Source organism: Gordonia jinhuaensis, from assembly GCF_014639795.1.
Lineage (GTDB): Bacteria > Actinomycetota > Actinomycetes > Mycobacteriales > Mycobacteriaceae > Gordonia_B > Gordonia_B jinhuaensis.
The window spans coordinates 24,887-46,770 of sequence record NZ_BMGC01000010.1; the positions used below are offsets into that span (position 1 = coordinate 24,887).

Genomic DNA, 21,884 nt, shown 5'->3' on the forward strand with positions numbered 1-21,884 from the left:
TGGGATCATGCCTCCTTGCCGAGCGCGACACCGGTTTGGCTCAGGGCAGAACCGCCACCGATGGGTGCGAGATCGTATGCGGACTCAGCGTGCTCGGACTCGTCGAGACCGATGGCCTCACTCTCCGGGTCAGCGCGCAGGCCCGTGGTGTACTTCAGTATCAGCGCAATTATTGCAGTCACGACGCCCGAGTACGCGAGGACCGACAGCGCGCCGACACACTGACGCCACAGCTGGTCGGCGCCACCGCCGAAGAACAGACCGTCGACACCGGCCGGGGCCTCCTTGACGGCGACGAAACCGATCAGGATGGTGCCGAGCAGACCACCGACCATGTGGACACCGACGACGTCGAGAGCGTCGTCATAGCCGAACTTGAACTTGAGGCCCACAGCGAGTGCGCAGACGATACCGGCGAGTGCACCGATGATCAGCGCACCCCAGGTGTTGACCGACGAACACGAGGGCGTGATCGCCACGAGGCCGGCGACGATGCCCGATGCGGCACCCAGGCTGGTGGCGTGACCGTCGCGCAGCTTCTCGGTGAGCATCCAGGTGAGCATCGCGGTACCGGTGGCGATCGTGGTGGTGGCGAAGGTCGAGGCGGCAGTGCCGTTGGCGGTCAGTGCCGAACCCGCGTTGAAGCCGTACCAGCCGAACCACAGCAGGCCGGCGCCGAGCATCGTGAAAGGAAGGTTGTGCGGGCGCATCGGCGTCGTGGGCCACCCCTTGCGCTTGCCCAGGAACAAGGCGAGCACAAGACCGGCGACACCGGCGTTGATGTGCACAGCAGTACCACCGGCGAAGTCGATGGCCTTGACGTTGTTGGCGATCCAGCCACCCTTCTCGGCGGTGAACCCGTTGAAGGCGAACACCCAGTGGGCGACCGGGAAGTACACGACCGTCGACCAGACCACGGTGAAGACGACCCACGCACTGAACTTCATCCGGTCGACGACCGCACCCGAGACCAGCGCGACGGTGATGATCGCGAACATCAGCTGGAAGGCAACGAAGACGAGTGCCGGGATCGTGCCGAAGAGCGGGATGTTGGTGGCCGCAGTGGCCGGGGTGCCGCCCGAGGCGGGCACTTCTGCCGCACCGTTGGCGCTGAACAGGTGCTTCAGGCCGAAGTACTGGCCGAAGTCACCGAGGACACCGCCGTTGGAGGTTCCGGCGATGTCGTTGCCGAACGCCTCGGAGAATCCGTAGATGCACCACAGAACCGTGACCGTGCCCATCGAGACGGCACTCATCATCATCGTGTTGAGCACGTTCTTCGACCGGACCATGCCTCCGTAGAAGAACGCCAAGCCCGGCAAGGTCATACACAGGACCAGCGCCGAGCTTGCCAGCATCCAGGCGGTATCGCCTGTATCCGGCACGCCCATTGTGGGGAAATCCGCCACTCGTATCCCTCCTCAGTTACACCGCAGTCAGCGCGGTTCAGACCTGCCGAGAAGGTTGCTTTGTGGATGTTTCATCCATGGCGATTGCATGTTTCCAGCGAGTTAACGCAACGGGATGGATTGTTGCGCTGACGTATATCCGCTGGTGGTGACGCGGGGCATATCGGCACCAATCGGACATTGCTTCACGAGTTCGGGCGTGTCGCGCCGAAGCACTCGCCGCGGACCGCACGGCCCACCCACGACAGACGCGCCGCGGGTGGGTCCGGACGGGCCCGAACGCTCACGCAGTGCGGAGGCGTCAGCCCAGCAAGGCGTCGACGAAGGCCTCGGGATCGAAGGGTGCGAGATCGTCGGCGCCCTCCCCGAGCCCCACGAGCTTCACCGGCACGCGCAACTCGTTCTGGACCTGGAAGACGATCCCGCCCTTGGCGGTGCCGTCGAGTTTGGTCAGCACCACCCCGGAGATGTCGACCACGTCGGCGAACACCTTGGCCTGGGCGAGTCCGTTCTGCCCGATCGTCGCGTCGAGAACCAGCAGCACCTCGTCGACCGACGCCTTCTTCTCCACCACGCGCTTGACCTTGCCGAGTTCGTCCATCAGCCCGGTCTTGGTGTGCAGACGCCCGGCGGTGTCGATGATGACCGCGTCGACTCCCGAATCGATGCCCTGACTCACCGCGTCGAAGGCCACCGATGCGGGGTCGGCGGCTTCCTTGCCGCGGACGGTCTGCGCACCCACGCGTTCACCCCAGGTCTGCAGCTGATCGGCGGCCGCGGCACGGAAGGTGTCCGCGGCTCCGAGGAGGATCCGCCGCCCGTCGGCGACGAGCACTCGGGCCAGCTTGCCGGTGGTGGTGGTCTTACCGGTGCCGTTGACCCCGACGACGAGCAGGATGGCCGGATGCCCCGAATGTGGCAGCGCCTTCACCGAACGATCCAGCTCGGGCATCAGATGCTCGACGAGCACGGCCCGGAACAGCGCACGGGCTTCGTCGGCACTGCGAACCGGGTTCGCCGCCAGCTCGGAACGCAGTTTGTCGACCACCGCCGTGGTGGTCGCGGTCCCGAGATCGGCCATCAGAAGGGTGTCCTCGATCTCCTCCCAGGAGTCCTCGTCGAGGTCGCCGCCGCCGAGCAGACCCAGGACGCTCTTGCCGAACACACTCTGTGACCGGGCGAGGCGTCCACGCAGACGATGCAACCGACCCTCGGCCGGCTCGATCTCCTCGACAGCAGTCTCGACAGCCGGGGTCTCGACGGGCAGGGTTTCGGCGGGCAGGGTCTCGACGGGCGCGTCGGCTTCCGTCACACCGGCGTCAGCGAGCACCTCGTCGGACGGAGCAGTGTCCTGCGCGGGCGCCCCGGCAACGTCGGTTCCGGCAGATTCCGCCTCGATGGTGCTGGTCGGCGCCGAGGTCTCAGTGGTCCCCTGCCCTGGCTCGGTGGTCGGCTCGGGCTCGGTCGACTCGGGCTCGGTGGTCGGCTCGGGCTCGGTCGACTCGGGCTCGGTGGTCGGCTCGGGCTCGGGCTCGGTGGTCTCAGGCGTCTCTGTCTCCGGAGCCACCTCGAACTCGTCGGGCAGCGTGACCTCGGTGACACTGCGCGTCTGCGAATCGCGCGGGACCGACGCGTCGTCGCCGACCATCGGCTGCCCGTCGGTGTCGGTGCGTTCGTCAGCGCGCGGCGTGGCGGGCCCGGCGGGAGCGCCGGGAGCACCCGGAACAGGAGGGGCGGTGGGACCGGCACCTGGTCCCCCACCCGGCCCGGTGGGCCCGGTCGGGCCGGCGGGCGGCGCCGACGGGCCCTCCTGGTCTCCGGGACGACGTGCTGGCCGGTCGACGGTCGCGGCGCCACCACCGCCCTGGGTGAACGAGAAACCGGTGTTCGCCTTGTAGGTGCCGGGTTTGTCGACCTGCGGCTTCTCGCCGGTGACAGGTCCCTGCGTTCCCGCAGGCGGGGTCTGATGCAACGAGATCCGCCGACGTCGGGCGAGTACAAGGCCCAGCACGAGTAGTGCGAGCACGACCACGACGACAGCGACGACGATGCCGATGATGATTCCGGTATCCACACCGCCATTGTGTCGCATCCTGGGCGGTCCACCCGGAGGTGGCACCGGGATCAGCCCGCGGGTGCCCCCGATTCGACCACGTCGGCCGGGCTCTCGACGGCGGGTGAACCGGCCGCCCTCGCCGATGAGACTGGCAGGTCCATGCCGCGCAAGCGTTGTGAGATGACCGTGGTGATGCCGTCACCGCGCATGCTCACCCCGTAGAGCGCGTCGGCGATCTCCATCGTCGGCTTCTGATGGGTGATCACGATCAGCTGCGACTTCTCCCGCAGCTGCTCGAACAGGGTGATCAGTCGTCGGAGGTTGGTGTCGTCGAGGGCGGCCTCCACCTCATCCATCACGTAGAAGGGTGAGGGCCGCGCGCGGAAGATCGCCACCAGCATCGCGACCGCGGTCAGCGACTTCTCGCCACCGGAGAGCAGCGACAACCGCTTGACCTTCTTGCCCGGCGGGCGCGCCTCCACCTCCACACCCGTGGTGAGCATGTCGCTCGGGTCGGTCAGCACCAGCCGTCCCTCACCGCCGGGGAACAGTGTCGTGAACACCTGCGCGAACTCGCGCTCGACGTCGGCATAGGCCTCGGTGAACACCTGCAGGATCTTCGCGTCGACCTCCTCCACCACGTCGAGGAGATCCTTGCGGGCGCTCTTGACATCCTCGAGCTGGGTGGACAGGAAGTTGTAGCGCTCCTCGAGCGCAGCGAACTCCTCGAGCGCGAGCGGGTTGACCTTACCCAGGGTGGTCAGGTCCTTCTGCGCCTTCTTCGCCCGAGCCTCCTGGGTGGCGCGGTCGAAGGGCATCGGCACTGGCGCGCTGACCTGCTCGCCGCGCTCACGGGCCTGCTCGTACTCGGCGATCTCCAGGGCCGTGGGCGGTAGCGGCACGTCGGGTCCGTACTCGGCGACCAGATCGTCGGGTGCGATCGAGTAGTTTGACACGATCCGTTCCTCGATCTGTTCGAGCCGCAAGGCCGCCTGCGCCTTGGCCACCTCGTCGCGGTGGACCGCGTCACGCAACGACGCGAGCGTCTCGCCGAGATCACGCACACGGCCACGGACCTCCTCGAGCGCAGCCGCACGCTCGGCGCGGGTGGCCTCGAGCTGGTCACGATGGCGAGCGGCCTGCTCGACCACCAGCGATATCCGCTCGGCGACCAGCGCTCCTGCCTGCGACACGGTTGCCGAGACCTCTGCGGCGCGCGCACGCGCCCGGTTCTGACGCTCGGCACGCTCGCGGGCCTCCCGCTCGGCGCGAGCTGCGCGGCGCAACGACTCCGCGCGACCGCGCACCGACGCGAGCCGTTCCTCTGCGGTCCGCAGCGCCAATCGGGCATCCATCTCGGTGGCCCGCGCCGAGGCGACCACTGCGGCTGCCGCGTCACGGTCTCCGCCGAGACCCTCGAAGTCACCGGCGTCGGCGGCAGTCGGGTCGCCGGACTCGCTGCGGGCCAGCCGTAGCCGCTCACGCGCCTGCTCGAGCGCGTCGAGGGCTTCGGCGTGCCCGGTCTCCGCGACCGCGCGCTGGCTCACCAAGCGCTGACTCTGCGTCTGCGCCGCACGCGCGGTGTCCCCGACACGGGCGAGCTGGTCGTAGGTCGCGTTGAGGGTCGAATCCGACTCGTGCAGTGCCGCGAGTGACTCCTCGGCAGCCTCTCGACGCGCGGTCTGCTCGCTGGTCGCACCCTCGAGTGCAGCTGCCACCGACTCCGCCTCGCGTCTGGCAGCGACCAGATCGGTCTCTGCGGTGTCGATCGCCGACGCGATCTCCAGTGTCGACGGCCGACGGTCGGACCCGCCGCTCATCCACCCCGGACCGAAGAGATCGCCCTCGGTGGTCACCGCTCGCGCCGACCGCGGTTCCACACCTGCCTCGGCCAATGCGGTCAGCGCCTTCTCGGCGATCTGTGGCGAGTCGGCGACGACGGTCGCGCCCAGGACCGCGTCCAGTGCGCCACGCAGGTGATCGGCGACGGTCACGACATCGATCGCCCATCGCGCACCCGCGGGCAGATCGACGCCGGAGGGGGTGTCGGCACGGGACACATCGGCGAGGAGCATCCAGGCCCGACCTGCGTCCTGATCGCGCAACGTCGCGAGCGCGTCGCGTGCCGCGGCGGCATCGGGTGCGGCGAGAGCCTCGGCGGCCGGACCCAGCGCGGCGGCCATCGCGGTCTCGAAGCCGTTGTGCACGGTCATCAGGTCGGTCAGCGACCCGAGCAGCCTCTCCCGGTGGTTCTCCAGCAGCCAGGCCGGACCGTCGCGACGTTCGAGCGTCACCGACAGCGCCTCGATGCGGGCGGTGAGTCCGGCGATGCGGTGATCGACCTCGCGTTCGGCCTCGCGCAGTTCGGCGACGCGCTCGTTGGCCTGGTTGAACGCCCGGACGCAGCGTTCGTGATGCTCGTCGAGCCCTGACTCGGCTGCTTCGAGCTCGGCCACCCTGGCCGTGAGCACGTCGAGTTCGGCCGATGCCTCCTCGGACCGCTGCGCGGCCTCCTCGATCGCCGCACCGAGGCGTGCGGCGTCCGCATCCGTCGACTCGGCGCGGGTGCGCAGGTTCTCCACCTGCCCCTCGAGGCGCGCCAGTCCTTCGCGACGGTCGGCGATCGCGCGGACAGCGGCAAGATGAGCCTTCTCCGCGGCCGCCGCCCGATCCTCGGCCTCGGCGAGTTCGGCGCGAACCGCCTCGAGGGTCTCCGTGGCCATCTCCACGGCCTCGGTCAGTTCACGCTCGTCGCCGGCGGCCTTCTCGGCATCGGCCTCGAGCTGCTCGGGATCGCGACCACTCTTGTGTTCCACCGGATCGGTGAGATGCCGACTGCGTTCGGCGGCCACCCGGCAGGTGCCGTCCACCCGTTCGGCCAGCGCCGACAGCCGGAACCAGGTCGCCGCGGCGTCCTTGGCCGCCGGTGCGATGCGTTCGAGTTCGGCCTCATGACCGTTCATCTCGCCGGTCAGCGCGTCGAGTTCGGCGGCCACCCGCTGCTGTTGCTCGCGGACCTGGCTCTCTCCGTCGGTGTGCTCGGCCATCTCGCGACGACGGGCCACCAGGTCGTCGGCAGCCAGCCGCAGACGCGCATCGCGCAGGTCGGCCTGCACAGTCTGGGCTCGTCGCGCGATCTCCGCCTGGCGCCCCAGCGGCTTGAGCTGGCGTCGGAGTTCGGTGGTGAGATCGGTCAGGCGCGCCAGGTTGGCCTGCATGGAGTCGAGTTTGCGTACCGCCTTCTCCTTGCGGCGGCGGTGTTTGAGGACGCCGGCGGCCTCCTCGATGAAGGCGCGCCGATCCTCCGGTCGCGATTCGAGGATCGCCGAGAGCCGCCCCTGGCCCACGATCACATGCATCTCGCGGCCGATGCCGGAGTCGCTGAGCAATTCCTGGACATCCATCAGCCGGCACGAGTTGCCGTTGATCTCGTACTCGCCCGCGCCGTCGCGGAACATCCGGCGGGTGATCGAGACCTCGGAGTAGTCGATGGGCAGTTCACCGTCGGAGTTGTCGATGGTGAGGGTGACCTCGGCCCTGCCCAGCGGCGCCCGACCAGAGGTTCCGGCGAAGATGACATCTTGCATCTTGCCGCCGCGCAACGCCTTGGCACCCTGCTCACCCATCACCCAGGTGAGCGCGTCGACGACGTTGGATTTACCCGACCCGTTGGGTCCGACCACACAGGTGATGCCGGGTTCGAATCGCAACGTGGTCGCAGACGCGAAGGACTTGAAGCCCTTGAGGGTCAGCGATTTGAGATGCACGAGCCTGAGGATAACCACCCATCACGACAACGCCGTGGACCTAGCGCTCCACGAATCCCGAGTAGTCCCCGGTGGGATCGGAGAAGTCGGCCACCACGGTGTCGACGTGGCCGGGAGTGTCTGGGCCACGCAGCAATTCGAGCAGCTTCTGCGCATCGGCGCGGTTGCCCTGCGCCACCACCAGGACACGCCCGTCGGCCTGGTTGGCTGCATACCCGCTCAACCCGAGCTCGAGGGCTCGCGAACGGGTCCACCAACGAAAGCCCACACCCTGCACATGCCCGTGGACCCAGGCCGTCAGCCGCGTGACATCTCTCGCCGTCTCGCCGGAGTCTCCCCCGTGTCCCCTGTCGGCCTCGCTCATGCCGAATGCGTGGAGACGCCGGTGTCGATGGTGAGCTCGACCTGTGTGCCGCTCTTGAGCGTGCGGCCCACGGTGCACACGGTGTCGATCGCGCGCGCTGCCACGGTCAGCAGTCGCTGGGCGGCGGCCTCGTCGAGTTCGGAGAAGTCGACCTCGAGGACCTCCTCGAGCAGTGGGTAACGCTCGTTGTCGCGATCGGCGTCACCGCTGACGCGGATGGTCGAGTCGAAATCGTCGCCGAGTCGCCGGGCCAGCGGCACGTCGGTGCTCATACCCGTGCACGCGGCGAGTGCGATCTTCAGCAACTCCCCCGGCGTGAACGTGCCCTCGGTTCCCGCCGACCCGATCTCGACGGTTGCGCCGTTGGAGCTGTACCCCCGATAGCGTCGGGTGCCGGTGCGTTCGACCCAGAGATCGGGATGTGTGGTCACGTCGGTTGCCATGTGGATATCCAACACCAGACATGCGGTGTCCGATTCCCGGCGTCGGAGTGTGTGCGGCGACGTCACCCCGAACGTCCCCTCACCCCCGAGGTGAACGCCTGGGCTGACACTTCGGACACCAGAACGAGCTGCGGTTCATGAACGCCTCGCGACGCATCACGGTCCCACACCGGCGGCACGGCAGACCCTGCCTGCCGTAGGCGTTCAGTGACCGCTCGAAGTAGCCGGATTCGCCGTTGACGTTGACATAGAGCGAGTCGAAGGAGGTTCCGCCCACATCGAGTGCTGAGCGCATCACCGCGGTGACCGCGTCGAGCAGCTCGTTGAGCTTGCGCACCGAGATCGAATCGGCGAGGCGGGTGCCGTTGATCCGCGCCGCCCACAGTCCCTCGTCGGCGTAGATGTTGCCGATCCCCGACACCACCGTCTGGTCGAGCAACTGCCGCTTGATCTCGGAGTGCTTGCGGCGCAACGTCGCCACCACGGCGCGCTGATCGTAGGTGGGGTCGAAGGGGTCGGGCGCGATGTGAGCCAGGCTCGCCGGAATCGGCCCAAGCGGTTGCACACAGGCCGAAGTCGCCTGCGCTGACACCGATTCCGGCGCCTGCGCCTCGGCATAGGTGTCGAGCATCCAGCCACCGAAGGTGCGCTGATCGACGAAACGCAGTTCCAGCGGCCCCGCGGGGGCACCGGACACACCGGGAACACCACCCTCACCATCGGCACCGTCAGCTGCATCGCCGGCGTCGAGGACGGCACGGATGCGTAGGTGCTTCTCGTCGGGCTTGTCGGGCGGCTGCAACAGCATCTGCCCACTCATCCCCAGGTGAACGATCACCGCCAGCTCCACCCGGTCACCGGATCGGCCGTCGGTCAGGTCGAGCCACAGATACTTTCCCCGGCGCCGCACGGCGTGCACGCGGTGACCGGCGATCCGGGCGGCGAGATCATCGGCACCGGGAATGTGTCGACGCACTGCTCGCGGGTGCAAGACCTCGACCGATTCGATCCGTCGCCCCACCAGATGCGCATCGAGGCCGCGCCGCACGACCTCCACCTCGGGGAGTTCAGGCATCAGCGTATCCGGGCACTCGCACCACAATTGTGGTCACCGGCACTACCGATGACGCATCGCACGTCGATCGACATGCCCGTCTCGTGATGCCGGATCGGTTGCGGCACAGCACTAGTCAGAGGAGCCGGGGCCGACGCCGTCCGCCGACCCGACTCCGTCACGCAGCTGTGCGTCGGTCGACTCCGAGATGGTGCGCCACGCGGTGGCCGCAGCCTTCTGCTCGGCCTCCTTCTTGGTGCGTCCGACACCACGACCCAGCTGACGACCCGAGACAACGGCCGTAGCTGTGAATTCCTTGTCGTGGTCGGGTCCGGTGGAGGTGATCTGATAGCCCGGCACGCCCAGTCCGCGTTCTGCGGTGAGCTCTTGCAGCGACGTCTTCCAGTCCAGCCCGGCGCCGAGTTCCGCGGCGTGGGCGATCGGCTCGTCGAACAGTCGCGAGATCAGTCCGCGCGACACCTCGAGTCCGTTGTCGAGATACACCGCGCCGATGATCGATTCCATACCGTCAGCGAGAATGCTCGACTTGTCGCGACCCCCGGTGAGCTCCTCACCCTTGCCCAGCATGATGAATGCGCCGAGCCCGCCGTCGCCGAGCCCACGGGCGATGTCGGCCAGCGCATGCATGTTCACCACGCTCGCACGGATCTTCGCCAGCTCGCCCTCGGGTCGGTCGGGGAAGTTGCGGTAGAGCTTCTCGGTGACGATCACGCCGAGTACCGAATCGCCCAGGAACTCCAGGCGTTCGTTGGTCGGCAGCCCGCCGTTCTCGTAGGCGAAGGACCGGTGCGTGAGCGCCAGCGTCAACAGCTCGTCGGAGACGTCGACCTGCAGGGCCGACAACAGCGAGGACCTATCGGGAGATGTCACTTCGCGTTCGTCACCGGGGTCGGTGGTGGCAGCACTCATCGCAGATGATTGTCCTCGCGCCGCTCCGACGACGAGTCACCACCCTCGTCCACCGGCTCGTCGCCGGACGGTGTAGTGGGGCCGGCGTCTGCGCCGTCGTCGGCGCTCACCATGCCCGCGAGCGCGGCCCAGCGAGGGTCGATGATGTCGTGATGGTGGTCGGGTCCGGCGATCTCCAGACGGACGCCACACTCCGAGCACAGGCCCGGGCAGTCGTCGCGGCACAACGGGACCATCGGCAGATCCAGACCCACCGCGTCGATCACCGGCTGTTCGAGATCGACCGCATTGTCCTCGAGTCGATGGACCTCGTCATCGTCGGTGGTGTTCACCGTCTCGGAGTCGGGGTAGGCGAACAGTTCGGTCAGAAAGACGTTGAGCGCACCCGTCACGGGTTCCAGGCAGCGTGAGCACTGACCCACAGTCTCTGCGGCGACGGTCCCCGTCACGAGCACTCCCTCGGACACCGCTTCCAGACGCAGATCCAGATCGATCGGGCTGCCTGCCGGGATCGAGACGAGATCCAGACCGACCCGGTCGTCGGAGGTGACCGTCCGATGGATCTCGGTCATCGACCCGGGACGACGACCGAGGGGGCGAACGTCGACGACGAACGGTCCGCCGGCGGTGCTGCTGCCGCGCGCTGACGTTGCGCGCTTGTCATGACGATTATCGGACACAATCAAAAACGATACGGCAGATGTGGTATTGAGAGCCGTCAACCCACTCTCGGGGTGCGGCGGACGCCCGCTCAGACCGCTATCGGCCCGGGAAAGTCACGGGCGTCGGCCGCCTCCGACTGCCGGTAATCGCCGTGCTCAGAGTAGTCGTGCACGCCGGCGCCGGTGCGCAGCTGCTGACGTCCACGATTCACCGAACGCATGGTCGTGGTCAGGATGTCCTCGAACTCGGCGAGTTTGGAGTCCACGTAGACATCGCATTCGCCGCGCTGCCGATCGGACTCGGCATGAGCGGCATCGACAATGCGGTCGGCCTCGGACTTCGCCGCGGCCACCACCTCCGTCTGCGACACCAGACGCTGCTGTTCGGCGATACCGTCGGCGACCGACTTCTCGTAGGAGGCATTGCCCGCCTCGATCACGCGATGCGCCTCGTTACGAGCTCGCCCAGTCACCGAGTCGAATTCGCGCTGGGCCGCGGTGGCCATCCGCTCGGATTCCGATCGCGCCGACGTCAGCACCTCGTCGGCGTGCGCACGCGCCTCGCCCACCATGCGGTCGGCTTGCGCCTTGGCATCGGAGAGGATCCGGTCGGCATCCGAGCGCGCCTGCAGCATCAGCGCATCGGCTTCGGCTGTCGCCTTGCCCACTGCACTCTCGTGGATGTCGCGGGCCTCGGTGAGCAGTTCTTCACGGTGGTCGAGCACGTCCTGCGCGTCGTCGAGTTCACCGGGGATGGAGTCCTTGATCTCGTCGAGGAGTTCCAGCACGTCACCGCGCGGGACCACGCAGCCGGCCGTCATCGGCACCCCGCGAGCCTCTTCGACGATGGCGCCGAGTTCGTCCAACGCTTCGAATACTCGGTACACAGTTCCCTCACTCCCCGCCGCATATGCGACGACACGAATGGCGTGTTGTTCGTGTGACTATTGTGCCCAAAGGGATCAGTGAGACGCGGAATTGCGATACCGCCGCGTGTCGTCAGACCTCGTGGATCCGGTGCACGGCAGCGTCGATCTCGCGGGCGACCAGTGGCGTCACGTACGGCGTGATATCCCCACCGAGTTTCGCCACCTCCTTGACCAGCGAACTCGACACATGCGCATAGCGCGGGTCGGTCAGCATGAACCAGGTCTCCACGTCGGCCAGCTCGCGATTCATCTGCGCCATGGGCTCCTCGTAGGAGAAGTCGGTACCGTTGCGCAATCCCTTGACCACCGTGGTGATGTCGTTGGCGGTCAGGTAGTCCACCAGCAAGCCCTCCCACCGGTCGACGCGCACATTCGGCAGGTCGGCAACGGAGTCCTCGATCAGCGCCATGCGCGTGTCGGTGGAGAACATGCCCTTCTTGGCGGGGTTGACCACCACGGTCACCACGAGCTCGTCGAATCGCGCCGCCGCGCGCTCGAACACGAAGCGGTGACCGAGGGTGACAGGGTCAAAGGATCCGGGACAACATGCGCGGGCCATGTGCTGAACCTACCGTCACAGTGACTGCGGGTCGGCCACCTCCTCGGCCGGTGCCGCAGACCCCGACCAGTGCGCGAGGATCACGCGCGTATCGCCGTAGACCTTGTCCACCGCCACGTCGAAACCGTTCGGCCACCGCGGCGCATCAGACCTCGACGCGCGCTCGAGGATCACGAAGGCATCGTCGGCCAGCCAGCCTCCGGTCACGAGCGCGACCAGATCCGCCTCGACCTCGTCGGTGTCGAGTGCATAGGGCGGATCGACGAACACGACATCGAACCGAGGGGCCGACCCCGGCTCGCCGCCCGACCTCAACCCACCAGGTCCCGACCCATCAGGTCCCAACGAGGGATAGTCGCGGACTCCGCTGCGCTGGACTCCGCTGCGCTGCGCCAGAAAGTCGCGGACTCCGCTGCGCTGCGCCAGAAAGTCGCGGACTCCGCTGCGCTGCGTCCGGGCACCCGGGAGGGCCAGCGCCGAGGCATTGCGCGCGATGGTGGCGACCGCCGCACGATCGGAATCCACCAGCGTCGCATGCGTCGCCCCGCGCGAGAGTGCCTCGAGTCCGAGCGCACCCGAGCCGGCATAGAGGTCGAGCACGAACAGCCCTTCGAGATCGCGCCGCGCATCCACCATCGAGAACACGGCCTCGCGCACTCGGTCCGAGGTGGGGCGGGTGCCGCGGGGCGGCACCGACAGCGTCCGCCCCTTCGCCGAACCGGCGATGATCCTGGTCATGGCTTCCAGTGTCGGTGCCGCAGCTGCTCTCAGGAAATCCGGAGGCGACTCCTCAACGAGTGACACACCTCACATGTAATGCCCTACCAGGGGTGATGACGGCATTTCGGTGACCGATTTCCGCAGCTAGGTGACATCGATGTCACGCCCCGTTAACTTCAGTAACGATGACTTCTGCGACGAGAACACCCGAAAGCACGACAGCCACCAATTCGACTGCTGCACAGCGCAGTTGCGCCGGAGTTCCGGAGATCGTCCTGCGGCGTCCACAGGTGGACGACGGCGCCCGAATGTGGGAGATCGCGCGCGATTCCCATGTGCTGGATGTCAATTCGAGCTACGCCTACGTCCTGTGGTGTGCCGATCATCATCGGACGAGTCTCGTCGCCGAGGTCGACGGACGCGTCGCGGGCTTCGTCACCGGCTACATCCGTCCCGATCATCCGCAGGCACTGATGATCTGGCAGATCGCCGTCGACGCCGAGGCTCGCGGCTTGGGCATCGCGGCGAACATGCTCGACCACCTGATGACCTCCGTCTCAGGGATCGGCATCGTTGGTCTGACGAATTCCTCTGCCGGATACGGGAATTCGACGGTAACCGAGATGCACACCACGATCAGTCCCGACAACAGCGCATCTGTGGCTCTGTTCACCTCGCTGGCACAACGCCGCGAGATGACGATCACGCGCGGGGATTTCCTCGATGCCGGCCTGTTCCCCGGCGATCACGAGCCCGAGGATCTCTACATCCTCCGCCCCGCGTCCTGACCATCGACGCTTACCGATCAACACGCCTTACCGATCAACACGCCTTACCGATCAGCACAGTGGGTACCCGCTGATCCCGACATCTCCGCGCGGCTCGTGGGCCGTGAGGCGATGTCCGGTGTCCGGCGTACTCCACACCGCGTGCGATCCCCAACCGGATCAGCACCACGCGCGTGAGATGCGCGCATTCATCACCCACCCTCGAGGAGGACACATGTCCACACCCACCATCGACGACACCATCACCACAGTCGCTACAAATGACACCGGCGCAACCGATGACACCGGTCTGCCGCAGAATCCGAGCCCCGCACACGAACTCGGCTTCGACTCCGACATCTTCGAGGTCCGCGAATCGGCGGTGCGCTCGTACTCCCGGAGCTGGCCGACGGTGTTCACCCGTGCCAGTGGGTCGTGGCTCACCGCGTCAGACGGCCGACGCTATCTCGACTTCTTCGCCGGCGCAGGCGCATTGAACTACGGGCACAATCATCCCGCGCTCAAGTCGGCCCTGATCGACTACATCGCCGACGACAACATCACCCACGGCCTCGACATGTTCACCGTGGCCAAAGGTCGCTTTCTGCAGCAGTTCACCGATACGATCCTGACTCCGCGCGGACTCGACTACAAGGTGATGTTCCCCGGCCCCACCGGGACCAATGCGGTGGAAGCGGCGCTCAAACTCGCCCGCAAGGTCACCGGACGTGAGGCGATCATCAACTTCACCAACGCCTTTCACGGGATGACCCTGGGTTCGCTGTCGGTCACCGGCAACTCCATGAAGCGCGCGGGCGCCGGTGTGCCGTTGGTGCACACCACACCGATGCCTTTCGACAACTATTTCGATGGCAGCGTCGAGGACTTCTCGTGGTTCGAGCGTGTGCTCGACGACGCGGGCAGCGGATTCAACCGACCGGCCGCGGTGATCGTGGAGACGGTGCAGGGCGAGGGTGGCGTGAATGTCGCACGCGCGGAATGGCTTCGTGCACTTGCCAATCTGTGCCGCGAGCGTGAGATCCTGTTGATCGTCGACGACGTCCAGATGGGCTGCGGGCGCACGGGAACCTTCTTCTCGTTCGAAGCGGCCGGCATCGTGCCCGACATCGTGACGATCTCGAAATCCATCGGCGGCTACGGACTCCCGATGGCGCTGACCTTGTTCCGCCCGGACCTCGATGTGTGGGAGCCCGGCGAGCACAACGGCACCTTCCGCGGCAACAATCCCGCATTCGTCACCGCCACGAAGGCGTTGGAGACGTTCTGGGGCGACGACACCTTCGCCGCCGATGTACGCCGCAAGGGCCTGCGCATGCACGCCGCTCTCGAGGCACTCTGCCGCGATCACGGCTCGATCTCTTCCCGCGGTCGCGGGATGGTCGCAGGATTGGCCTTCGGCGATCCGGCCCACGCAGCACAGGTCTGCGAGCGGGCCTTCGCGCGCGGACTGCTCGTGGAATCGGCAGGCCCCTCCGACGAGGTCGTGAAACTGCTCCCGGCCCTGACCATCTCCGATGAGGATCTCGACGACGGACTGCGGTTGCTCGCCGAGGTCACCGAACAGACGCTGCGCGACGCAGCCTGATCGGCAGCCTGCTCCACCGGCGTCAACCGCACCGCGCGGGCGCCTGACCACCCACCCGACCGATCAACGGAAGAGACCGGTCAACCGACGAACACAGGAGGTTCACCTCATGATCGTGCGTACCACCGACGAGATCACCGACACCGACCGCGACATCGTCGCCGAGAACGGCAACTGGCGGTCCAAGCGCATCGTGCTGGGCGGTGACCGGGTGGGGTTCTCCTTCCACGAGACCACCATCAAAGCCGGGAGCGACAACGACTTCCACTACGCCAACCACGTCGAGGCCGTCTGGCTGGTCGAGGGCACCGGCACGCTGACCGATCGCGAGACCGGCAAGACCTACCCGCTGGGGCCGGGGTCGATGTATCTGCTCAACGGACATGAGCGCCACACCGTCCATGCCGACACGCAGATGCGGATGCTGTGCGTCTTCAACCCGCCGGTCGTGGGCGACGAGACGCATGACGAGAACGGCGTCTACCCGCTCGTCGAGGTCGTCTGAGGGGTCGAGTCGTCTGAGGGCCGAGTCGCCTGAGACTTCGGCTCGTCCCAGAGCCGGACACCGAATGCGCGCGTCGCGTCTCGTCACCGGCGCAGCGCGACGGCACCGGGGATGCTCATCGCCTACCGTGGCGTCATGAGCATCCCCGTGTGCGTTCTCCCCCAGAATGATCCCCACATCGATGACGCGGTCACCTCCGCCGACGGCGAACTCGTCGACCTGGACCAGGCGCGCGTGCTGGCATGGCTCGGCGGGCCGGATGGCTTCCCCGAACTCCCCGATGCGGTGGAGTGGGTGGCGTTGCCGAGCGCGGGGATCGAGGGTTTCATGCGGGCCGGCGTCATCGACGACAAGCGGATCTGGACCAACGCATCAGGCTTCTACGCCGACAATGTCGCTGAGCATGCGCTCGCACTGCTGCTGGCCGGTCTCCGGCAGATCCACACGGCTGCGCGCACCCGATGGGACAAGAAACGCATCGACACCTCGGTGCGGTCGCTCCACGGTTCCACCGTGATGGTTCTGGGTGCGGGCGGGATCGGGAAGGCGCTGATCCCGCGGCTCAGCGCATGCGGAGCCACCGCGCTGGCGGTCAACCACTCCGGACGCCACGTCGACGGCGCGCAGGAGACGGTCACGTGGAAAGACCTCGCCGATGTATGGGCGCGGGTGGACCATGTGGTCATCGCCGCACCGGCCACCGAGGAGACCCACCACATCCTCGACGCCGACGCACTGGCAGCCCTGCCCGATCACGCCTGGATCGTCAACATCGCCCGCGGCACGCTCATCGACCAACCGGCGCTGATCGACGCGCTGCGAGCGGGCACCATCGCCGGTGCGGCCCTCGACGTCACCGACCCCGAGCCACCGGCGGACGACGATCCGCTGTTCTCCCTCGACAACGTGATCGTCACCCCGCATGTGGCCAACCCGTCCTCGACGCTCACCGAGAACCTCGCGCCGTGGATCGCCGAGAACCTGCGGCGGTTCGCCGGTCGCGAACAACTGCTGTCAGTGGTGGAACCCGGCTCCGCATACTGACTACCCTCGATCACGTGCGTGTTCGACAAGATGCCTGGTTGCCCGGTGAGGCGACGTCTGTCGACACCGATTTCACCCAGCGTGTCGAGCAGCTCAGGCACCTGCTCGACGGTCGTCGGGTCATCGCGCTGACGGGTGCGGGGATGTCCACAGATTCGGGTATCCCCGACTACCGCAGCCCGCACGCCAAGCCGCGGACGCCGATGACCATCCAGATGTACATGTCGGCGCCGGAGTTCCGGCGGCACTACTGGGCGCGCAATCACCTCGGCTGGCGCCACATGGACGCCGCGCGACCCAACAGCGGCCATTTGGCACTCACCGCGATGCAACGCCAGGGGCGACTGCACGGTGTCATCACCCAGAACGTCGACATGCTCCACATCAAGGCCGGCAGCAGCCCGGTGATCGAACTGCACGGGTCCTACGGACGGGTGCTGTGCGCGAACTGCGGCTGGCACGTGTCGCGTTACCGGTTGCACGAGATGCTCGAGCCACTCAACGTGGGATTCGAGGAACGGGTTCGCGGTGACGGGGCGATCGAGGTCGCTCCGGATGCCGACATGGTGCTCTCGGAGACCGACGACTTCACGATGATCGACTGCCCGCGCTGCGGTGGCATCCTGCGCCCCGACATCGTCTATTTCGGCGAGACTGTGCCCGCCGACCGCGTGGCGCGCGCCTACCGGATGGTCGACGACGCCGACGCGGTCCTCGTGCTGGGTTCCTCACTGACGGTCATGTCGGGGTTCCGCTTCGCCCGCCGAGCCCACGACAACGGCAAGGCGTTGGCCGTGGTCAATCGCGGTCACACCCGAGCCGATGCGATCGCCGACCTCAAAATCGACCACCACCTGTCCCAGGTCCTGACGACTCTGGCCGGGCCGGACGCGTCTCAGAGCGCCGAAACTGCGCCGGGAAGTGTCTCAGCGGCGGCAAGGTAGTCCGACCGGCGACGGAACAGGTCAGGAACGAGGTCACGGACACGGCCGATCAGCTCGTCGAGGTCGGCGTTGACGAGCCTTCCGTTCTCGACCACCACCTGTCCGGCGATCACCGACGTGGTCACGTCACTGCCGCGCACCGCGTGGACCAGGTTGTGGTGAATGTTGGCGTACGGCCCGTCGGAGATGAGCGGTGTGCGTGTGTCGACCGCGATGAAGTCGGCCTGCTTGCCCGCCTCCAGTGAGCCGATCTCGTCGGCGAGCCCGAGCGCCCGAGCGCCACCGATCGTCGCCATCTCCAGCACCGTCCACGAATCCATCGCAGCGGCGTCCATCGTGCGCAACTTGCCCAGCAGCGACGCCGCCTTCATCTCCTCGAACATGTCGAGATTGTTGTTCTCTTTCTCCCCATCCGTCCCGAGTCCCACATTCATTCCCGCCGAGAGGAATTCGTCGACCGGCGCCATGCCGGAGGCCAACTTCATGTTGCTGACCGGGTTGTGCGAAACGGACACCCCACGTTCGGCGGCGAGCTCGATCTCGTCGTCGTCGAGCCATACCGCATGGGCGAGCATCACCCTGGGAAGGTCGAGAACACCCAGCTTCTCCAGTGCGAACAACGGCTTGGCCCCGTATCGCGCGTCGAATTCGGCCACCTCGTCGCGACCTTCGGAGCAGTGCGTGTAGAAGCCGGTGCCGAAGTCACGGGCCATCGCCACCGCACGGCGCATGCCCGCAGCGTCGGCGTAGAAGGGGTGCTCCAGACCGACCCACGGGACGATGCGCCCACCGGCAGCCCCTGACCACTCGGTGAGGATGCGCTCGTTGTCGTCGAGCGAATCGAAATAGTCATAGCCGGGCGCGGTGCCGACATAATTCACCGCGACCAGCCGGTTGCCCAGTTCCGCGGCGGCGCGGGCGGCACCGTCCATGTACCGCCACATGTCCACGACGGTTGTGGTGCCCGACAGCAGCCCCTCCGCGTAGCACATCCATGCAGCAGCCTCGGCGTCCTCGGGCGCCAGCACACGGTGCATGGGGTCGATGTGCAACCGCAACCACTCCCAGACCGGAAGATGCTCGGCCGTGCCACGCAGCATTCCCGAGTGGTGGAGTGCATTGACCAATCCCGGCATCAGCACGCGATCGTCGAGCCGTCTCATCCGCGCCGATCCGCCCGCCCCCGCAACCACCTCCTCCGGCGATCCGACGGCGAGGATGCGTTGTCCGCCAACGGCAACGGCTCCGGGGCTGAGGATCTCGTGCCCCGGGTTCATCGTCACCACGTGGTCGGCGATCCAGACATCGATGTCGGTCGGCTGCACCATCACGTATCGTCCCCTGTCCGCATCCGGCCATCGGACGCTCGCACACGATTGTCGTCGGATGCGGGCGGTGCCGCGCGCCGCGGGACACCTCCACTGTGCGACGGATAGCCGGTGAACAAACGCGCAGAACAGATACGCGGGGTCGGCTCAGATCACCACGAGGTCGTCGGCGTGGATCACGGGGCGGGCGAAGTCCGCGGGAAGTTCCGATGTCGACTTACCGAGCATCTGCCGCACATCGTCGATGTCGTATGCGACGACGCCGCGTGCCCGCACCACACCGTGGATGTCGGTCAGCTCCACCACGTCGCCGGAGTGGAATTCTCCGCCGACGTCGACGACGCCGGCGGGCAGCAGCGACCGTCGACGACGTGAGATCGCTTGTACGGCACCATCATCGAGGATGATCCGCCCGTGCGACTCGGCGGCGTGGCGCACCCAGAAGCGTCGTGCCGACATCCGCTCGGCGCCGGCGGCGAACACCGTGCCCACCGACGCGTCGCCCAGTGCCGCATCGGCCTGTGCTGCTGCGGCGAGCAAGACGGGCACACCTCCGTCGGCGGCAAGGCGTGCCGCCGACAGCTTCGACGCCATTCCACCGGTGCCCAATGCACCTCCGGAACCGGCGATCACACCGTCGAGATCGGCAGGTCCGTTGACCTCGGGGATGAGGCGTGCGTCGCCCTTGCGTGGATCACCGTCGTAGAGGCCGTCGACATCCGACAGCAGGAACAGCGCGTCGGCGCCAGACAGGTGCGCGACCAGTGCGGCCAGCCGATCGTTGTCACCGAACCGGATCTCGTTGGTGGCGACCGTGTCGTTCTCGTTGACCACCGGCACCGCGTGCAGCGTGCGCAGCCGGTCAAGCGTGCGCTGTGCGTTGGCATGATGCGCACGGACCGAGATGTCGTGCGCGGTCAGCAAAACCTGTCCGACCACACGGTCATACCGCGCGAAGGACTCACCCCATGCGAGCGCCAGGCTGAGCTGACCCACACTGGCGACCGCCTGTTTGGTGGCGAGATCCTTGGGCCGCGAGGTCAATCCGAGCGGCGCGAGTCCTGCGCCGATAGCACCCGAGGACACCACGATGACGTCGGAACCCGCGCGCATCCGCGCCTCCAGCGCGTCGACGAGTCTATCCAGACGTGCGGTGTCGAGTCCGTCGTGCAGGTCGGTCAGCGCCGACGAGCCGATCTTGACCACGACACGTCGCGCGTGCGCCACCTGGTCGCGAGTGTCACTCATCGGTCTCGTCGTCAAAGGAGTCGGTCTCATGCAGCGCCCGGCGCATCCGCCTGGCCTCCTTGCGCTCGGCTGCGCCGACACGGTCGGTGCGCTCGAGTCGGATGTCGGTTCCACGCCCGGTGAGCGGTACGTCGTCGCCGACCGGCGTCTGCGGCTCCCAGTCGAAGGTGACATCCCCGATCGTGACCGCAGCGCCCGGACGCGCACCGAGTTTGACCAACTCGTCTTCCACGCCGAGCCGGTTGAGTCGGTCGGCGAGGTATCCCACGGCCTCGTCGTTGTCGAACTGCGTCTGGCGTATCCACCGTTCCGGCCGAGTGCCGCGGACGATGAACCCACCCTCGACGTCGGGATCGGGCACCACACTGAACTGCGACTCGTCAACAGCCTTGGGACGGATCACCTGACGCCGCGCTGCCGGCTTGGGGTGCTCGGTGCGGTAGGTGCGCACCATGTCGTCGAGTGCGAACGTCAGCTCCCGCAGACCCAGGTGTGCGACCGCAGACACCCGGAAGATCGGCCAGCCACGTTCGGCCAGCTCGGGTTCGACGAGATCGGCGAGTTCGGCGGCCTCTGGGATGTCGACCTTGTTGAGGATGATGACGCGGGGCCGGCTCATCAGGTCGTCGAGACCGCTGTCGGCCTCGAGCACCGGCTCGTAGGCGGCCAATTCGGCCTCGAGCGCGTCGATGTCGGAGATGGGATCGCGACCGGGTTCCAACGTCGCGCAGTCGACCACATGCGCCAGCACCGCACACCGCTCGAGATGGCGGAGGAACTCCAGTCCGAGTCCGCGGCCCTGCGACGCGCCGGGGATGAGACCGGGCACGTCGGTGATGGTGAACACGTCGTTACCGCTTTGGACCACACCGAGATTCGGCGCGAGTGTGGTGAAGGGGTAGTCGGCGATCTTCGGCTTGGCCGCCGACAACACCGACACCAGCGACGATTTACCTGCCGACGGGAACCCCACCAGCCCGACATCGGCGACCGACTTCAGCTCGAGAACCAGCTCGTTGTCGTCGCCCTCCTCGCCGAGCAGCGCGAAGCCGGGTGCGCGCCGTGCCTTGGACGCCAGCGCGGCGTTCCCGAGTCCTCCGCGACCACCTCGGGCGGCCACGAAGGTGGCGCCGTCCCCCACCAGATCGGCCAGCAGGTGTCCCTTGCTGTCGAGGATCACCGTGCCGTCGGGGACCTTGAGAATCAGGTCGTCACCGTTGCCGCCGTCGCGGTTGGCGCCCATACCGGGCTTGCCGTTGGTCGCCTTGGCGTGCGGGCGGAAGTGGAAATCGAGAAGTGTGTGTACCTGGGGGTCGACGACGAGGATCACGTCGCCCCCGTTACCGCCGTTACCGCCGTCGGGGCCGCCGAGCGGTTTGAACTTCTCCCGGTGGACTGACGTGCAGCCATGCCCACCGTTACCCGCGGTGGCGTGGATCGTCACCCGGTCGATGAATCGGGACATGTGCGGTGCCTTTCGCCGAAAGAGGGTGGGACGTCATGGGTACGGGCGTCATGAGTACGGGCGTCATGGTTACGAACGCTGTCC

19 protein-coding genes are annotated in these 21,884 nt (G+C 67.1%); 5 read left to right on the top strand and 14 right to left on the bottom strand.

The features are described from left to right. Window positions 1-5: 5 nt before the first annotated feature. The 11 genes from IEW22_RS09000 to IEW22_RS09050 all read right to left on the bottom strand — a co-directional run bounded on the left by IEW22_RS09000 (window position 6) and on the right by IEW22_RS09050 (window position 12,911). Window positions 6-1,391 carry an ammonium transporter gene (locus tag IEW22_RS09000; protein WP_188586366.1) on the bottom strand — a complete coding sequence of 462 codons (1,386 nt, stop codon included), beginning with the start codon at window positions 1,389-1,391 and terminating at the stop codon, window positions 6-8. 319 nt (window positions 1,392-1,710) lie between these two features. Continuing rightward, window positions 1,711-3,483, bottom strand: a complete 1,773-nt coding sequence (ftsY, locus tag IEW22_RS09005; protein WP_188586284.1) for a signal recognition particle-docking protein FtsY — start codon at window positions 3,481-3,483, stop codon at window positions 1,711-1,713. 50 nt (window positions 3,484-3,533) lie between these two features. Continuing rightward, on the bottom strand, window positions 3,534-7,232 hold the full coding sequence (smc, locus tag IEW22_RS09010; protein ID WP_188586285.1) for a chromosome segregation protein SMC: 3,699 nt from the start codon (window positions 7,230-7,232) through the stop codon (window positions 3,534-3,536). A gap of 40 nt (window positions 7,233-7,272) precedes the next feature. Continuing rightward, entirely contained in the window at window positions 7,273-7,596 is a 324-nt protein-coding gene (locus IEW22_RS09015; protein WP_188586286.1) for an acylphosphatase, read from the bottom strand. Then, window positions 7,593-8,039, bottom strand: coding sequence for an OsmC family protein (locus IEW22_RS09020; RefSeq protein WP_188586287.1), 447 nt, complete (start codon window positions 8,037-8,039; stop codon window positions 7,593-7,595). The genes IEW22_RS09015 and IEW22_RS09020 overlap by 4 nt, the downstream gene beginning before the upstream one ends. A 79-nt stretch (window positions 8,040-8,118) precedes the next feature. Next, window positions 8,119-9,114 (bottom strand): bifunctional DNA-formamidopyrimidine glycosylase/DNA-(apurinic or apyrimidinic site) lyase, encoded by a 996-nt coding sequence (gene mutM / locus IEW22_RS09025; RefSeq protein ID WP_188586288.1) that lies wholly within the window; start codon window positions 9,112-9,114, stop codon window positions 8,119-8,121. A 111-nt stretch (window positions 9,115-9,225) separates the two neighbouring features. Then, window positions 9,226-10,023: a ribonuclease III gene (gene rnc / locus IEW22_RS09030; protein WP_188586289.1), complete on the bottom strand. Its 798-nt coding sequence runs from the start codon at window positions 10,021-10,023 to the stop codon at window positions 9,226-9,228. Beyond that, window positions 10,020-10,703 (bottom strand): YceD family protein, encoded by a 684-nt coding sequence (locus tag IEW22_RS09035; protein ID WP_229742334.1) that lies wholly within the window; start codon window positions 10,701-10,703, stop codon window positions 10,020-10,022. The genes rnc and IEW22_RS09035 overlap by 4 nt, the downstream gene beginning before the upstream one ends. 71 nt (window positions 10,704-10,774) lie before the next feature. Next, window positions 10,775-11,572, bottom strand: a complete 798-nt coding sequence (locus tag IEW22_RS09040; RefSeq protein WP_188586290.1) for a DivIVA domain-containing protein — start codon at window positions 11,570-11,572, stop codon at window positions 10,775-10,777. 112 nt (window positions 11,573-11,684) lie between these two features. Then, window positions 11,685-12,173, bottom strand: coding sequence for a pantetheine-phosphate adenylyltransferase (coaD, locus tag IEW22_RS09045; protein ID WP_188586291.1), 489 nt, complete (start codon window positions 12,171-12,173; stop codon window positions 11,685-11,687). Window positions 12,174-12,188: 15 nt separating this feature from the next. After that, window positions 12,189-12,911, bottom strand: a complete 723-nt coding sequence (locus IEW22_RS09050) for an RsmD family RNA methyltransferase (RefSeq protein WP_188586292.1) — start codon at window positions 12,909-12,911, stop codon at window positions 12,189-12,191. Between the two features lie 167 nt (window positions 12,912-13,078). Here IEW22_RS09050 and ectA point away from each other — a divergent pair, with 167 nt between their 5' ends. The 5 genes from ectA to IEW22_RS09075 all read left to right on the top strand — a co-directional run bounded on the left by ectA (window position 13,079) and on the right by IEW22_RS09075 (window position 17,759). Further along, window positions 13,079-13,681, top strand: coding sequence for a diaminobutyrate acetyltransferase (gene ectA, locus IEW22_RS09055; protein ID WP_188586293.1), 603 nt, complete (start codon window positions 13,079-13,081; stop codon window positions 13,679-13,681). A 214-nt stretch (window positions 13,682-13,895) separates the two neighbouring features. After that, a complete protein-coding gene (gene ectB, locus IEW22_RS09060; protein ID WP_188586294.1) occupies window positions 13,896-15,266 on the top strand; it encodes a diaminobutyrate--2-oxoglutarate transaminase in 1,371 nt (456 codons plus the stop codon). A 109-nt stretch (window positions 15,267-15,375) separates the two neighbouring features. Then, the gene (locus IEW22_RS09065; RefSeq protein ID WP_188586295.1) at window positions 15,376-15,771 is read left to right on the top strand and encodes an ectoine synthase; all 396 of its coding nucleotides are present in this window, start codon (window positions 15,376-15,378) and stop codon (window positions 15,769-15,771) included. A gap of 135 nt (window positions 15,772-15,906) precedes the next feature. Next, window positions 15,907-16,815, top strand: a complete 909-nt coding sequence (locus IEW22_RS09070) for a D-isomer specific 2-hydroxyacid dehydrogenase family protein (RefSeq protein ID WP_188586296.1) — start codon at window positions 15,907-15,909, stop codon at window positions 16,813-16,815. A 14-nt stretch (window positions 16,816-16,829) separates the two neighbouring features. Then, window positions 16,830-17,759 carry a Sir2 family NAD-dependent protein deacetylase gene (locus IEW22_RS09075; RefSeq protein WP_188586297.1) on the top strand — a complete coding sequence of 310 codons (930 nt, stop codon included), beginning with the start codon at window positions 16,830-16,832 and terminating at the stop codon, window positions 17,757-17,759. On the opposite strand, the gene IEW22_RS09080 is transcribed toward IEW22_RS09075, so the two are convergent. The 3 genes from IEW22_RS09080 to obgE form a co-directional block, all read right to left on the bottom strand. Continuing rightward, on the bottom strand, window positions 17,711-19,087 hold the full coding sequence (locus tag IEW22_RS09080; RefSeq protein WP_188586298.1) for an amidohydrolase family protein: 1,377 nt from the start codon (window positions 19,085-19,087) through the stop codon (window positions 17,711-17,713). The genes IEW22_RS09075 and IEW22_RS09080 overlap by 49 nt on opposite strands. 147 nt (window positions 19,088-19,234) lie before the next feature. Then, window positions 19,235-20,335, bottom strand: a complete 1,101-nt coding sequence (gene proB / locus IEW22_RS09085; protein WP_188586299.1) for a glutamate 5-kinase — start codon at window positions 20,333-20,335, stop codon at window positions 19,235-19,237. Further along, window positions 20,328-21,800: a GTPase ObgE gene (obgE, locus tag IEW22_RS09090; RefSeq protein WP_188586300.1), complete on the bottom strand. Its 1,473-nt coding sequence runs from the start codon at window positions 21,798-21,800 to the stop codon at window positions 20,328-20,330. The genes proB and obgE overlap by 8 nt, the downstream gene beginning before the upstream one ends. Window positions 21,801-21,884: the final 84 nt, after the last annotated feature.

Bases quoted from the DNA above. Each gene is read 5' to 3' on its own strand.
- ectA (WP_188586293.1), top strand. From the start codon at position 13,079: ATGACTTCTGCGACGAGAACACCCGAAAGCACGACAGCCACCAATTCG.
- IEW22_RS09080 (WP_188586298.1), bottom strand. From the start codon at position 19,087: ATGGTGCAGCCGACCGACATCGATGTCTGGATCGCCGACCACGTGGTG.
- ectB (WP_188586294.1), top strand. From the start codon at position 13,896: ATGTCCACACCCACCATCGACGACACCATCACCACAGTCGCTACAAAT.
- IEW22_RS09070 (WP_188586296.1), top strand. From the start codon at position 15,907: ATGAGCATCCCCGTGTGCGTTCTCCCCCAGAATGATCCCCACATCGAT.
- obgE (WP_188586300.1), bottom strand. From the start codon at position 21,800: ATGTCCCGATTCATCGACCGGGTGACGATCCACGCCACCGCGGGTAAC.
- proB (WP_188586299.1), bottom strand. From the start codon at position 20,335: ATGAGTGACACTCGCGACCAGGTGGCGCACGCGCGACGTGTCGTGGTC.
- IEW22_RS09065 (WP_188586295.1), top strand. From the start codon at position 15,376: ATGATCGTGCGTACCACCGACGAGATCACCGACACCGACCGCGACATC.
- IEW22_RS09020 (WP_188586287.1), bottom strand. From the start codon at position 8,039: ATGGCAACCGACGTGACCACACATCCCGATCTCTGGGTCGAACGCACC.
- mutM (WP_188586288.1), bottom strand. From the start codon at position 9,114: ATGCCTGAACTCCCCGAGGTGGAGGTCGTGCGGCGCGGCCTCGATGCG.
- rnc (WP_188586289.1), bottom strand. From the start codon at position 10,023: ATGAGTGCTGCCACCACCGACCCCGGTGACGAACGCGAAGTGACATCT.
- IEW22_RS09000 (WP_188586366.1), bottom strand. From the start codon at position 1,391: ATGGGCGTGCCGGATACAGGCGATACCGCCTGGATGCTGGCAAGCTCG.
- IEW22_RS09050 (WP_188586292.1), bottom strand. From the start codon at position 12,911: ATGACCAGGATCATCGCCGGTTCGGCGAAGGGGCGGACGCTGTCGGTG.
- IEW22_RS09015 (WP_188586286.1), bottom strand. From the start codon at position 7,596: ATGAGCGAGGCCGACAGGGGACACGGGGGAGACTCCGGCGAGACGGCG.
- coaD (WP_188586291.1), bottom strand. From the start codon at position 12,173: ATGGCCCGCGCATGTTGTCCCGGATCCTTTGACCCTGTCACCCTCGGT.